The organism is Halopseudomonas laoshanensis (assembly GCF_008365385.1).
Classification (GTDB): Bacteria; Pseudomonadota; Gammaproteobacteria; order Pseudomonadales; family Pseudomonadaceae; genus Halopseudomonas; species Halopseudomonas laoshanensis.
Genome location: NZ_QOVF01000007.1, coordinates 25,631 through 39,385, shown reverse-complemented (window position 1 = coordinate 39,385; position 13,755 = coordinate 25,631). Strand labels below are relative to the sequence as shown.

The 13,755-nt window shown below is 59.6% G+C and carries 9 protein-coding genes; 6 read left to right on the top strand and 3 right to left on the bottom strand.

Annotated features, from left to right (window positions below):
* Window positions 1-44 precede the first annotated feature (44 nt).
* Window positions 45-1,841 (bottom strand): SLC13 family permease, encoded by a 1,797-nt coding sequence (locus tag DT594_RS16370; protein ID WP_149333911.1) that lies wholly within the window; start codon window positions 1,839-1,841, stop codon window positions 45-47.
* Between the two features lie 441 nt (window positions 1,842-2,282).
* Here DT594_RS16370 and DT594_RS16365 point away from each other — a divergent pair, with 441 nt between their 5' ends.
* Both DT594_RS16365 and DT594_RS16360 read left to right on the top strand, forming a co-directional pair.
* Window positions 2,283-4,073 carry an acyl-CoA dehydrogenase C-terminal domain-containing protein gene (locus DT594_RS16365; RefSeq protein WP_149333909.1) on the top strand — a complete coding sequence of 597 codons (1,791 nt, stop codon included), beginning with the start codon at window positions 2,283-2,285 and terminating at the stop codon, window positions 4,071-4,073.
* Between the two features lie 402 nt (window positions 4,074-4,475).
* Entirely contained in the window at window positions 4,476-6,263 is a 1,788-nt protein-coding gene (locus DT594_RS16360; protein WP_149333908.1) for an acyl-CoA dehydrogenase C-terminal domain-containing protein, read from the top strand.
* A 317-nt stretch (window positions 6,264-6,580) separates the two neighbouring features.
* Here the strand turns inward: DT594_RS16360 and DT594_RS16355 are convergent, their stop codons facing one another.
* Both DT594_RS16355 and DT594_RS16350 read right to left on the bottom strand, forming a co-directional pair.
* On the bottom strand, window positions 6,581-7,369 hold the full coding sequence (locus tag DT594_RS16355) for a 2-keto-4-pentenoate hydratase (protein WP_149333906.1): 789 nt from the start codon (window positions 7,367-7,369) through the stop codon (window positions 6,581-6,583).
* Complete coding sequence (locus DT594_RS16350) at window positions 7,366-8,274, bottom strand: TauD/TfdA dioxygenase family protein (RefSeq protein ID WP_149333904.1); 909 nt, start codon at window positions 8,272-8,274, stop codon at window positions 7,366-7,368. The genes DT594_RS16355 and DT594_RS16350 overlap by 4 nt, the downstream gene beginning before the upstream one ends.
* A 132-nt stretch (window positions 8,275-8,406) precedes the next feature.
* Here DT594_RS16350 and DT594_RS16345 point away from each other — a divergent pair, with 132 nt between their 5' ends.
* The 4 genes from DT594_RS16345 to DT594_RS16330 are packed head-to-tail and all read left to right on the top strand — an operon-like array spanning window position 8,407 to window position 13,721.
* Complete coding sequence (locus DT594_RS16345; RefSeq protein WP_149333902.1) at window positions 8,407-9,474, top strand: AraC family transcriptional regulator; 1,068 nt, start codon at window positions 8,407-8,409, stop codon at window positions 9,472-9,474.
* An 11-nt stretch (window positions 9,475-9,485) separates the two neighbouring features.
* A complete protein-coding gene (locus DT594_RS16340) occupies window positions 9,486-10,151 on the top strand; it encodes an ABC transporter ATP-binding protein (RefSeq protein WP_149334085.1) in 666 nt (221 codons plus the stop codon).
* A complete protein-coding gene (locus tag DT594_RS16335) occupies window positions 10,148-12,634 on the top strand; it encodes an ABC transporter permease (RefSeq protein WP_246164671.1) in 2,487 nt (828 codons plus the stop codon). Before DT594_RS16340 ends, DT594_RS16335 begins: the two co-directional genes overlap by 4 nt.
* Entirely contained in the window at window positions 12,624-13,721 is a 1,098-nt protein-coding gene (locus DT594_RS16330) for a lipocalin-like domain-containing protein (protein WP_149333900.1), read from the top strand. Before DT594_RS16335 ends, DT594_RS16330 begins: the two co-directional genes overlap by 11 nt.
* Window positions 13,722-13,755 lie beyond the last annotated feature (34 nt).

Here is a 13,755-nt window from a genome sequence, read left to right as displayed (position 1 = left end):
TCCGGTTTACACCTCTCCTTTGCACCGTGGAGCCGGCTGAGGACTCAAGCCGGGAATAGCGGCCATATCCAGGGGATGACTAGAGTAGCGGTAGCCCACATGATCAGGTTCATGGGCACCCCTATGCGCATGAAGTCGGTGAATTTATAGCCCCCGGCGCTGTAGACGAAGGTGTTGGTCTGATAGCCAATGGGGGTGGCAAAGCTGGCGCTGGCGGCGAACATCACCGCGATCACGAAGGGCCGCGGGTCGGCTCCGAGCTGCTGCGCCACGCCAATCGCGATGGGTGTCAGCAATACTGCGACCGCATTGTTGCTGACTACCTCGGTCAGAATCGACGTCAGCAGGTAGATAAACGAGAGCATGAACAGTGGTCCCAATAGCGGCGACAGGCTCATGACCTGGTCTACTACCGTGTCCACCAGCCCGACTTTGTTCATGGCGATACTGATCGCCAGCATGCCGAAAATGATCGTCAGAATTCGCCAGTCAATCGCCTTGTAAGCGTCTTCCGTGTCCAGACAGTCGGTCGCCAGCACAATGGCAGTGGCGATCATGGCCAGGCCTTCAATGGGCATGATCTTGAAAGCAGCCAGCAGCATCACCGCCAGCACAGCCGCGATCGCGATTGGCGCCTTGTCACGCCGATAGGCGCGTTCGTGCACAGTGTTCAGGCTGATCAGATCGCCGTTGTCAGCAAATTTGCGAATCTGTGTTGGCGAGCCCTCAACCAGCATCACATCGCCGAACTGCAACTGGAAGTCGTCCAGGTTGTCCTGAATGTTTTCGTTATGGCGATGGATGGCCAGCACGTGCATGCCATAGCGCGCGGTGAGGTTAAGGTCGCGCATGGGGCGATGGCTGTAACGTGAGTTGCGCCCGACAATCGCCTCGGCCAGCACGACGTCGCGGGTGGATATGGTCTCAAAGTTGGCGGCCTGGTCGCGGTTGAAGGTCAGCAGACCGTTCTGCCGCAGCTCCATAAAATCCTTCATATTGGTATGCAGTACCAAGCGGTCGCCGGCGTTGAGAAGAGTGCTGTTCAACGGCGTTGAGAGCTCTTCATCGCCGCGGAAGATCTTCAGTACCTGAATGCCGCTGTTGCCGTTGAGTTTGGCGTCGGCAATCGTCTGATTGATGATCGGCGAGTCATGTGGCACCAGCAGTTCGGTCATAAACGGCCGGCTTTGGTCCGGACGCAACTGCTTCGACAGGCTTTCCCGGTCCGGCAGCAGCCGGTGGCCAACCAGCATAATAAAACCCACGCCAATGACCGCCATGATCAGCCCCGGCAGGAAGATGTCGAACATGCCGAAGGGCTCCATGCCGGCCTCCCTCGCCACACCGTCGACCAGGATGTTGGTCGAAGTGCCGATCATGGTCATGGTGCCGCCCAGAATAGTGGCGTAGGACAGCGGAATGAGTAGCTTCGACGCTTTGCTGCCAACCTGGGCAGCCAGCGTAACGGCGACTGGCGTGAGGATAGCGACCACCGGGGTGTTATTGATAAAGGTCGAGAGCACCAGAGCCGTGATCATGAGGCTGAACAGCGTGCGTAATGGGCTGCCGCCGCCGAGCTTTGCCAGCCATTTGCCCAGCGCATCCACACAGCCGGTGCGTTCCAGCGCGGCGGACAGAATGAACATGCAGGCAATGGTAATCGGAGCACTGTTGGACAGAACGCTGAGCACGTCCCCAGGGGTCAGCAGGCTACTAACCAGAAGCACCGCTACAGCTATGCCGACCACTATGTCCGGGCTGAACTTTTCGCGGGCAAAGGCATAGAACACCCAGCACAGCAGGGCGGCGACGCCAATCATTGGCAGGGAATCCCAGTTCATCGGTAACCTGAATCTCGTATGAGGTATCGGGTCCGCGTACCGGAACCCATCAGGCCGCCACAATAAAAGGGATTGTTAAGGCTGTCCAAGCACGAAAACTGATTTTCATATTCGTTTATGGAATAAGAGATTGAATGGATAATGGAGCTTCAGCGCCGCAGCCTGGGCTTCGCAGCGCTGCCCCTAATCAGGCAAGAGTCGGTTGCTAACAGTGATTTTGCGGACGGCGTTCAGGATGCAGTTCAGTATCGGTTTATAACTGTCTTGAACCCGATACAACCAGGCAGCGGAGGGGCTGCCAGTTACCTTATGACTTTGTATCAATCAATGTAATGCGCAGGCCAATAGCTTGACCCTGCTGGCAGCCTGGCCGTATGTTCAAACAACTGTATGAATTCGCATCGGCCGGTATGGTCCGGCCGATCTCTGGAGACAAATAGCATGCCGACTTACAAAGCCCCCCTCCGTGACATGCGCTTCGTCATGGACGAAGTGTTTGATTTCGCCACGGGTTATGAAACTCATGGTCTCACCGACGCCACGCCGGATATGGTCAGCGCGATTCTGGAAGAAAGTGCCAAGTTCGCAGGTGAAGTACTGGCGCCGTTGAACCGTAGCGGTGATGAGGAAGGCTGTCATATCGATGATGGCGTCGTTACCACGCCCAAGGGTTTCAAAGAAGCCTATCAACAGTATGTAGACAATGGCTGGGGCTCGATGACCGGTCCGGTTGAATACGGTGGGCAGGGTCTGCCCGCGTCGCTGGGTCTGGTGGTGGCGGAAATGACTGCATCGGCAAACTATGCCTGGAGCATGTATCCGGGTTTGAGCCAGGGCTGTTCGGCGGCCATTCGTGCGCACGGTAGTCCGGAGCAGAAAAAGCTGTATCTGAATAAGCTGGTGCCCGGCACCTGGACTGGTTCCATGTGCCTGACCGAACCGCATTGCGGTACCGACCTGGGTCTGACCAAAACGCGCGCGGTACCCCGCGAGGACGGCACCTACGAAATCACCGGCACCAAGATCTTTATCTCTTGTGGCGAGCATGATTTTGCCGAAAACATCGTGCACCTGGTGTTGGCCAAGCTGCCTGACGCCCCGGCCGGCACCAAGGGCATCTCGCTGTTTATCGTGCCGAAGTTTCTGCCCGACGCCAATGGCGAGGTCGGTGAGCGCAATGGTGTGAAGTGCGGCTCCCTGGAGCACAAGATGGGCATCAAGGCGTCCGCCACCTGTGTGCTCAACTTTGACGGTGCCACGGGCTTCCTGATCGGTGAGATCAACAAGGGTTTGAATTGCATGTTCACCATGATGAACCATGCTCGCCTGGGTACCGGTATGCAGGGTTTGTGTCACGGTGAGGCTTCCTACCAGACCGCCATCGCCTACGCCAAAGACCGTCTGCAGATGCGTGCATTGTCGGGTCCGGCGGCGCCGGACAAGCCTGCTGATCCGATTATCGTGCATCCTGACGTGCGTCGGATGTTGCTGACCATGAAGGGTTTCAATGAAGGCAACCGTGCGCTGGCGTATTACACCGCGCAGTTGCTGGACAAGGCACACTATTCCAAAGACGAGTCGGTACGTGCCAATGCCGAGGATCAGTTGGCGTTCTTGACGCCGATCTGCAAAGCCTTCATGACCGAGACCGGCCTGGAAGTGACCAACCACGGTATGCAAATTTTCGGCGGCCATGGTTACATCCGTGAATGGGGCCAGGAGCAGCAGATGCGCGACTGCCGTATCAGCTTGCTGTATGAAGGCACCAACGGCATTCAGGCGCTGGATTTGCTCGGACGCAAGGTGCTGATGAGCCAGGGCAAGATGCAGCGCGCCTTCACCAAGGAAGTGCATCAGTTCTGCCAGGCCAACGAGGGCCATGCCACACTGGGTGAGTACGTTACCAAGCTGAACAAGCTGAATGCCGAGTGGGGCGAGCTGACGCAGAAAATCGCCATGCGCTCGATGCAGAACCGCGAAGAAGTCGGCGCGGCGGCCATGGACTTCCTGATGTACTCAGGCTATGTGACGCTGGCGTTCTTCTGGCTGAAGATGGCGGTCGCTGCTCAGGCAACATTGGATGCAGGAACCTCTGAGGAGGACTTCTACAAGGCCAAGTTGGCGACTCAGGAGTTCTACTTCAAGCGTTTATTGCCGCGTGCCCGCGCACACGTCGAAGCACTGGAAGCTGGTGCTGATTCATTGATGCAGATGACGGCTGAGCAGTTCTAAGTTCTCGTTATAAGCTGCAAGCTATAAACAAAGCCCCGACTGGTTCGGGGCTTTGTTGTTTTTGATGTCTGGCAATGGCTGGGAGTGATTGCCGCAGCACCAACTGGCCTGCAGATGACACGCTCCGGGGCCTTCCCTGGGGCTCGTCATCGCACATCCCTGTGCTCTGACGGTCATCTGCAGACCAGTTGGTGCTGCGGCAGCCGGTCTTCGTGCGGGCAGCTAAAAGTCTTTCTCGGTGCGTGGGCGAATTGGCGGGAGAATCCCAGCGCGGAGGTTTTCTGCTGTGACCGGATTTTACAAAGTAGTCATTTAAAGACGCTGTAACCAAAATCGTTGCGGCGTTACAATCGTCTCATGTTCCGGACTGTCCCGGGCGCAATGACGGCAAGAGGAGTTTCCATGGCTGACTACAAAGCACCCCTGCGTGATATTCGTTTCGTATTGAATGAAGTATTTGAAGCCGACAAGTTGTGGCAGAGTCTGCCAGGGCTGGACGGCGCGATAGATGCGGAAACCGCAGACGCGATGCTGGAAGAAGCTGGCAAGATCACCTCGCAGACCATTGCGCCGTTGAACCGCAGCGGTGATGAAGAGGGTGCCAAGTGGGATAACGGCGTGGTCACCACTCCCGCTGGTTTCAAGCAGGCTTACAGCACCTACGCCGAGGGCGGCTGGGTAGGTCTGGGCGGCAATCCTGAGTTTGGTGGTTTGGGGATGCCCAAGACCCTCGGCGTGCAGGTCGAGGAAATGGTCTACGGCGCGAACAACAGTTTTGCGCTTTATCCTGCTTTGACGGCTGGCTGCTGTCTGGCGCTTGACGCCCATGGTAGTGAAGAGCTCAAGCAGGCTTATTTGCCAAATCTGTACGCGGGTACCTGGGCGGGCACCATGTGTCTGACTGAGCCCCACTGCGGCACCGATCTGGGCATCATCCGTACCAAGGCAGTGCCGCAGGCGGATGGTAGCTACGCAGTGACCGGTACCAAGATCTTCATCACCGGCGGCGAGCATGATCTGACCGATAACATCATTCACCTGGTACTGGCCAAGCTGCCTGACGCACCGGCCGGTCCCAAGGGTATTTCGCTGTTTTTGGTACCCAAGTTTCTGGTTAATGCAGACGGCAGTCTGGGCGAGCGCAATCCGGTCAGCTGCGGTTCGATCGAGCACAAGATGGGCATCAAGGCCTCTGCTACCTGCGTGATGAACTTTGATGGCGCCCAGGGTTATCTGATCGGTGAAGTGAACAAGGGCCTGAATGCCATGTTCACCATGATGAACTATGAGCGTCTGTCAATCGGCATTCAGGGCATTGGTTGCTCCGAGGCTTCCTACCAGAGCGCCGTGGCCTATGCCCGTGATCGTATTCAGAGCCGCGCGCCGACCGGTGCTCAGCAGCCAGAGAAAGCAGCTGACCCGATCATCGTGCACCCGGATGTACGTCGCATGCTGCTGACGATCAAGGCGATGACCGAAGGCAGTCGCGCGTTTTCTACCTATGTAGGCTCGCAGCTGGATATCAGCAAGTATGCTGATGATGCCGAGATCAAGAAGAAGGGTGAAGACCTGGTTGCGCTGCTGACGCCGGTAGCCAAGGCGTTCTTTACCGATGTAGGTCTGGAAAACTGCGTGCACGGCCAGCAGGTGTTTGGTGGCCACGGCTATGTGCGCGAGTGGGGTCAGGAGCAGTTGGTACGTGACGTACGCATTGCGCAGATCTACGAGGGTACCAACGGTATTCAGGCGCTGGATCTGATGGGGCGCAAGACCGTGGCTAACAACGGCGCCTTTGTGAATGTGTTTATCCAGGAAGTGCGCGACTTTATCAGCGAGAATTCAGATCAGGCGCTTGCCGAGTTCGTGGAGCCATTGGCCAAGGCTATTGATAATCTGGAACAGCTGACGGGCGTGGTGATTGACCGCAGCAAGACCAACGCGAATGAAATTGGCGCCGCCTCGGTCGAATATCTGCATGTGTTCGGTTATACCGCCTACGCCTACATGTGGGCAAAGATGGCCAAAGCCGCCAATGCACGTCTGAACGACGACAGCGACGGTTTCTACCTGGCCAAGATCGGCACTGGGCGGTTCTTCGTCAAACGTCTGCTGCCACGGATTCATTCGCTGAGCGAGTCCGTGCGGGCTGGTAGTGAATCACTGTATGAGCTGGACGCGGCGCAGTTCTGATCCGGATTTCCCGGGCGCAAGCCCGGGTGATTAGCTTGAATGTATCAAATTGTAAGTTATGGCTTACATGCCCTGGTGGCAATCAGCTATGGGCGCAACCTGCTGTTTTGCGTAACATTGTGTTCGCTAGGAGCAACGCAGGAAGCGCCAAAAAATAACACGGAGCAGGGACAGTGCCTGGAGGCACCACGATTTAAGGATGATCAGGAACAAAGTTCTGCAAAGCCCCGCCTAGGCGGGGTTTTCTTTTATCTGCCTGTCCTGTTTTATTCCCTCCACTTGTTTTCAACGCCGGCATCCATCCATTCGGCTCAGCTTTAGCTGAAACGACACTCCAGATTGCCCAGCGCGCCTATTTCCAGCCGTATTTTGTCACCCGCGCTGGTTTCGACCATCGGCCCCAGTGAGCCAGACAGAATCAACTCGCCAGCACGAATCGGCGTGCCTCTGCGTGCCAGCTCGCGCACCAGCCACAAACAGGCGGTAAGTGGATTGCCCATGCACTGGCGAGAATGGCCGGTCACCACCGGATCATTGTTGCGGTATAGCTTCATTTCCAGATTGGCCAGATCCAGCTCCCGCGGGTCCTTCAGCTCGCTACCCAGCACGTAAAGGCCGGAAGAAAGGTTGTCGGCCGCAGCGTCAAACAGGCTTTTTGGCCAGCCAGCAAAGGCCGAATCGCAAATCTCCAGTGCGGGTAATACGCCTTTCAGGCCATCGAGTAGTGCTTCTTCGGTTAGCTTCGGGTCGTCCAACGTGGCTCTGAACAGGAATGCCACTTCCCCTTCCAGCTTGGGGGTAATCAGGCGCGAGGCGGGGATAGTATCGCCGTCCAGATAATCCCAGCCCGACAGCAGGTGGCCAAAGAGCGGATGATCCAGCGCCATGGCTTCCTGCACGCGGGTATCGGTTACGCCGAGTTTATAGCCCGCCTGGGTCTGGTCGTTATAGCCCCATTGGCTGACCAGTTCCGCTTGCACTGCATAAGCCTGCTCCAGTGTCTCAATGCCGAAAGGACCGGCCACCGGATCGCACGGCGCTGCATTCTGCCGCGCCGTGAATAATACCTCTGCCGCGCCCTTGGCGTTGAACAGATCTGCCTTCATTCCTCACTCCCGCGTTGTGGTTTGTCGCCCACTACGGTAGTACGGAACATCTCCCGGCGGTTACCAAAATAATCGGATACCGGCTGATGCCATACACAGCGGTTATCCCAGATCGCCAGCGTGCCGGGGGTCCAGCGCATGCGTACGGTGAAGGCCGGGGCGGTGGCGATGCTGAACAGGTAGTCGAGTATCGGCCGTGCTTCCTCGGCCTTCATGCCTTCGATACCCAGGGTATAGGCCGGGTTGGCGAAGAGTACGTTGCGACCAGTCTCAGGATGCCGGGTGATCAGTGGGTGACTGCGCACATCATGGTCGACATTTTCCCCGTAGAGGATCTGCATACTCTCCAGGCCGGCGTTGTGCTTGGCATTCGGGCCATAGCCGAATTCCGGACTGTTGACGCCGTTCAGCCCAAGCAGCATTTTGCGCAGCGCCGGTGACAGCCATTCGCAGGCCAGGTACATGTTGTTGAACAGGGTGTCGCCGCCAATCTCAGGCACATCATGGCCATAGAGCAAGGTGAATGCGGGTGGACGTTCCTGGAAGGTCCAGTCGGAATGCCAGGCACCACCGAACACAAAAGGCGTGCCTTCGCCGGCTTCCTTGACTACGTGCACCACGTGCGGATGGTCGGCCATGGGTTTGACGTAGGGCTCGACGCCAAATTCGCCGAAGCGCAGGGAAACAGCCTTTAGCTGTTCCACGCTCAGCGATTGATCGCGGATAAACAGCACCTGATGATCCATCAGCGCCTGACGCAGATCGGCCTGGCCCGCGTCGGACAGGTCATTCAGGTCAATATCATGAATATCCGCGCCCAGCGAGCCGGCGACCGGCGTGACACGGAAGTGCTGAGTTGGCCGGGCTTGGTTGTTACGCGCGGTGGTGTAGAAAAACTCGGGCATGGCGGTTACCTCTTGTTATAGGTTTTTGCCAGATCAGCATGCGCCAACGCCTATACTGCGGCCATGATAACTTCTGCCATGCTATGACATTTACTGCCATATTCTTTCTTGACGACGAAACGGAATACTCGGATGGACTGGCGACAGCGTCGTGACAATACCAACGTGAGGTTGCTGCTGGAGCTCGCAGCGGAATTGGGCGTGCCTGCCCGGCAGTGTCTGGCCAATACCGGCCTGCAGGATCGCCCGCTTGAGGAGCTCAGCTCTCTACAGCTGTGGCAGGAGCTGGCGGTGATTCGCAATCTGGTCGCGCAGCATAGTCAGCCGGGTACGGGTCTGCGGCTCGGTCAACGCTATCATTTGACCAGTCTGGGCTTGCTCGGTTACACCATGTTGGCCAGCCGCAACTTGATGGATGCTATCGAAATCACCAGCCAGTTTCGGCCGCTGGCGATGTCGATCTGCCCTGTCAGTCTGCATCCGGATAAGTCTGGGCTATGGATGGTGCTGGACGCCAGTGTGTTACCCGAAGATGCCCGATGCCTGGTGGTCGAGCGTGGTATGGCGGCATGGAAGTGCGTGTACAGTGAGCTGTTACAGCGGCCGTTTGTGCCCCTGGCCATCGAAATCTGTGTTCCTTCTGCCGGGCCGGCCGAGCTGTATAACGCGCACTTCGAATGTGCGGCAGATATGAACGCAGCACGCAATGCGATGCTGATAGCCTGGGAGGATCTGCATAGCGCCCTGCCGCTAGCCAATGCCATGACCCAGCGCACTTGCGCCAACCTGTGCCAGCATTTATGTGACAGCCTGGATGATATTCAGGCGCCGCTGGCGCGACAGGTACTGCAGAGTCTGATGAGTCACTCCGGGCGTATTCATCCGGCGCGAGACGTGGCCGGTTGGCTGGGCCTGTCCGAGCGCACGTTGCACCGGCGTCTGGCGCTAGAAGGCCATCCATTCCGGCAATTGGATGAGCGGGTAAGGCGCAATCTGGCGGAACGGCTACTGGGCGACACCACCCTGGGGCTGGACAGCATCGCTCAGCAATTGGGCTATGCCGAGGCCGCCAGTTTCTCTCGGGCGTTCAAACGCTGGGCTGGATGCTCCCCTGATCAATGGCGGCGCCAACGCAGCACCCAGCCTTTGAGTGCATTGGCAGGCGCGCTGGCAGACATGTCTTACGAGAACCGCTTATGAATCCCACCGGCATGCTTGAGATTACCGGTCTGCGTAAAAGCTACAGCGGTCCCCAGGGCCGGTTGCAGATTCTTGATGGAATTGATCTGCAGCTGCAGCGCGGCCAGACCTTGGCGCTGATGGGTGAATCCGGCAGCGGCAAAAGTACGCTGCTGCATCTGGTGGCCGCGCTGGATCAGGCTGATAGTGGCGAGATTCGGGTCGGTGAGCAGCGCCTCGACGCACTGAACGAAGCGGCCCGTGCGGCTTATCGCCGTGACAGCGTGGCGGTAATTTTTCAGCAATTCAATCTGATTCCCTCGCTAACCGTTGCCGACAATCTGGCCTTTCAGGCACGTCTGGCAGGCCGGCTGGATGCCGAATGGCAGGCCTCGCTGACGGCAGAGCTTGGCCTGGAGGCGTTGCTGCAGCGCTACCCGGAACAACTCTCCGGAGGCCAGCAGCAACGGGTCGCGGTGGGCCGCGCACTGGCCCTGCGCCCACCTTTGATCCTGGCAGATGAACCCACCGGCAACCTGGATGAGCGCACCGCCGATGAGGTAATGGCCCTGTTGCTGGCGCTGGTCGACAAGGTCGGCTCCAGCCTGTTGATGGTGACTCACAGCTCGCGGTTGGCGAGCCGACTCGATCAACAGATCTTGCTCAGCAACGGCCGCGTGCAGGGAGCTGTTCGTTGAGCGGCGGCGTGCTCGGACGTCTGGGCTGGACGCTGCACAGTCTGCTCAGTCACTGGCGTCGGCATCCGCTGCAGGCGGCTTGCCTGTTGGTCGGGTTGTGGCTGGCGACCGCGCTCTGGACCGGTGTGCAGGCGCTCAACAGCCAGGCGCGTGACAGCTATGATCGCGCTGCGCAGCTGTTCGGCGGCAGCGGCCAGTCCGTGCTGGTCAGCCCGGGTGGGCAGCTGATCCCGCAGCAGCGTTTTGCCGAACTGCGGCGCGCTGGTTGGCCGGTGTCGCCGGTCTTGCAGGGCAGTGTTAGCGTGGCTACGCCAGGGGGCGAGCGGCGGCTGCAACTTACCGGTATCGACCCTCTGAGTTTGCCGAGCGGTGGGGCGCTGGCGTCTGGTATGCAGAGTACCGACGCCCTGGCGGAATTTATTCGCGCCCCCGGGCGCTCCTGGGTTGCAGCCGATACCTTGGCTGATCTGGGCGTGAACGCCGCCACTCCGCTGACGCTCGCTGAAGGCCAGGTATTGCCACCTTTGCAGGTGGTTGCCGATATGCCGCCCGGCGTGCTGGTCGTGGATATAGGACGCGCACAACAGTTGCTGAACCAGGCGGGTTTGCTCAGCGAGCTGTTGGTCGACAATCAGTTCGCTGCCGGGCAGCCGGCCATTGCCAATGACCTGCCGCTGATCTGGGAGTCCCGGGGCGAGGCGGATCTGCAGCGGCTGACCGACAGTTTTCATCTCAATCTAACGGCATTAGGGCTGCTGGCTTTTGTCGTCGGGCTGTTTATCGTACATGCGGCCGCCGGGCTGGCGATGGAACAGCGCCGTGGCGTGATGCAGACCTTGCGTGCCTGCGGCACCAGTCTGCGCATGCTGGTGGCGGCGCTCTTGGTTGAGCTGGTGCTGCTGGCGCTAATTGGCGGCAGTCTGGGAGTGCTTAGCGGTTTTGCGCTGGCGGGGTTGCTGATGGGGGATGTGGCGGCCAGTCTGCGTGGCCTTTACGGTGCACAGGTGGCCGGGCAGTTGTCACTGGGTGCCGGCTGGTGGCTGGCCGGGTTGGGTATGAGTCTGCTCGGCACCTTGCTGGCCGGCGGCAGTAGTGTGCTGACCGCCTTGCGCATGCCGGTGCTGGCCTGGGCGCGGCCACAGGCCTGGCGCGAAGCCCAAGGTCGCGTGGTGGCGCGCTTGAGCGCTTTGGGTGTGCTGCTGCTGAGTACTGCGCTGCTGCTGATAGAGTTTGGTAGCGGCTTGCTGGCCGGGTTTGCGCTGCTGGCCTGCCTGCTGCTGGGAGCGGCCTGGCTCCTGCCGGTGTTTCTCCAGGGGATGTTGCGGCTTGGCGCGCGGTCGGCGCGGGGCCCGATTGGGCAATGGTTCTGGGCCGACAGTCAGCAGCAGTTGTCCGGTCTGAGTATGGCGTTGATGGCTCTGCTGTTGGCGTTGGCCGCCAACGTCGGCGTCGGCAGCATGACCGAAGGCTTTCGCCAGACCTTTACCGGCTGGCTAGATCAGCGTCTGGCTGCGGATATCTATATTCGCCCGGAAAGCGAAGAGCAGGCGGCCGAGATCACGACCTGGTTACAGGCACGCCCGGAGGTGCGCGCGCAGCTGCCCAGTTGGCAACTGGACACGCGCATCGCGGGCTGGCCGGCCGAACTCAGCGGCGTGATTGACCACCCGCTGTATGCCCAGACCTGGCCGCTGCTCGAGTCTGTCCCAGAAGCCTGGAAGGCCCTGGCTGCCGGGCAGGGTGCTATGGTCAGCGAACAGCTGGGCTATCGGCTGGGGTTGGCGCTGGGGGATCAGTTGGTGGTGACTACGCCCGCCGGTGAATGGCGCTTGAAGGTGCTGGGTCGCTACGCCGATTACGGCAATCCCCGCGGGCAACTGTTGGTCTCGGCTACGGGGCTGACGCAGCGCTGGATTGATCAGCCGATTACCAGTCTTGGCGTGCTCAGCGCACCGGGCCGGGCTGCCGAGCTGGCGAGCGAGCTGCAAAGTCATTTTGCCCTGGCGGGTAATCGGGTCATCGATCAGGCCTCGCTGAAACGCTACTCGCGTGACGTTTTCGAGCAGACCTTCGCCGCGACCGCCGCACTCAATACTCTGACGCTGGGCGTCGCCGCCATCGCCCTGTTGACCAGTCTGCTCAGTTTGGCTGACAGCCGCTTGAGCCAATTGGCGCCGCTATGGGCCATGGGCTTGCGGCCGTCGCAGTTGGCCGGCCTGAGTCTGTTGCAAATGCTGGTGCTGGCGGCGTTCACCTGCTTGATGGCGATTCCGTTAGGGCTGCTATTGGCCTGGTGTCTGATTGATGTGGTCAATGTACAGGCGTTTGGCTGGCGGTTGCCCTGGCACTGGTTCCCGGCGCAGTGGGCAACGCTGGGCGGGTTCGCGCTGGCGGCCGTGCTGTTGGCCAGTCTGGGGCCGGTATGGCGTATTGCACGTGCGCAGCCCGGCAGCCTGCTCAGGAGTTTTGCCAATGAAAGCTGAGCTGAGAAGTGTGACGCTGGTGGGATTCGCTGTGATGCTGCTTGCCTTGGCCGGCTGCGAAGAATCGCCACCCCCGCCAAGCTCTGGCTTTGCCGGTCTGGGGCAGGCATCCGACGGCTTTACCCAGGTTGTGCCCGGCGCGCCGATCGTGCTGCCGCGCGATCACGCCGCGCACCCGGATTACCGCATCGAGTGGTGGTACGTCACTGCCAACCTGACCGATGAGCAAGGCAAGCCTTGGGGCGCGCAATGGACGTTGTTTCGCCAGGCATTGAGCGCACAGACTGCGGAGCAGGCAGAGGCCGGTTGGCAGAGCGAACAGATCTGGCTCGGACATGCGGCCCTGACCCATGCCGATGGCCATTTACATGCTGATCGCCTGGCCCGGGGCGGCGTCGGACAGGCGGGGGTCACGCTGGAGCCATTTGAAGCCTGGATCGACGATTGGTCTCTACAAGGCCAGGCCAATCAGCGCTTAAGCCCCCTGCGGGTTAGCGCCAGCGGTGAGGGTTTCAGTTATCAGCTGCAGCTGACCTCCGACCTGCCCATGGTACTCCAGGGCGAGGAGGGTTATAGCCGCAAGTCCGACAGTGACCAGGCCTCCTGGTATATGAGCCAGCCGTTTTATCAGGTACAGGGCGAGATTCAATGGCAGGGGCAGACCCATAAAGTCAGCGGCCAGGCCTGGCTGGACCGGGAGTGGAGCAGCCAACCGCTGGCCCCAGATCAGCAGGGCTGGGACTGGTTTTCACTGCACATGGACGATGGCAACAAGTTGATGTTGTTCCGTCTGCGCAGTGATGCAGGCGACCACTATTACTCCGGCACCTGGATCACCGCCGCAGGTGAAACCACGCCGCTGCGCCGTGAGCAGATCAGCATGCAGCCGCTCAATAGCGTCACCGTGGCCGAGCGCGAGGTGCCTACGCGCTGGCGCCTGCAGGTACCTTCGCAGGGACTGGATGTCACCACAGAAGCGCTGAACGATCAGGCCTGGATGGGCACCGGCATTCCCTACTGGGAGGGGTCAGTGCGGTTTGCCGGCTCCCATCAGGGCGAGGGTTATCTGGAGATGACCGGGTACTGAGGGTCTCTAGCGTGATCCGTTCGGCAAGTCGTGG

What these genes read in the sequence shown, in the direction of transcription:
- DT594_RS16350 (WP_149333904.1), bottom strand. Translation starts at nt 8,274, where the DNA reads ATGCCCGAGTTTTTCTACACCACCGCGCGTAACAACCAAGCCCGGCCA.
- DT594_RS16360 (WP_149333908.1), top strand. Translation starts at nt 4,476, where the DNA reads ATGGCTGACTACAAAGCACCCCTGCGTGATATTCGTTTCGTATTGAAT.
- DT594_RS16370 (WP_149333911.1), bottom strand. Translation starts at nt 1,841, where the DNA reads ATGAACTGGGATTCCCTGCCAATGATTGGCGTCGCCGCCCTGCTGTGC.
- DT594_RS16340 (WP_149334085.1), top strand. Translation starts at nt 9,486, where the DNA reads ATGCTTGAGATTACCGGTCTGCGTAAAAGCTACAGCGGTCCCCAGGGC.
- DT594_RS16345 (WP_149333902.1), top strand. Translation starts at nt 8,407, where the DNA reads ATGGACTGGCGACAGCGTCGTGACAATACCAACGTGAGGTTGCTGCTG.
- DT594_RS16330 (WP_149333900.1), top strand. Translation starts at nt 12,624, where the DNA reads ATGAAAGCTGAGCTGAGAAGTGTGACGCTGGTGGGATTCGCTGTGATG.
- DT594_RS16355 (WP_149333906.1), bottom strand. Translation starts at nt 7,369, where the DNA reads ATGAAGGCAGATCTGTTCAACGCCAAGGGCGCGGCAGAGGTATTATTC.
- DT594_RS16365 (WP_149333909.1), top strand. Translation starts at nt 2,283, where the DNA reads ATGCCGACTTACAAAGCCCCCCTCCGTGACATGCGCTTCGTCATGGAC.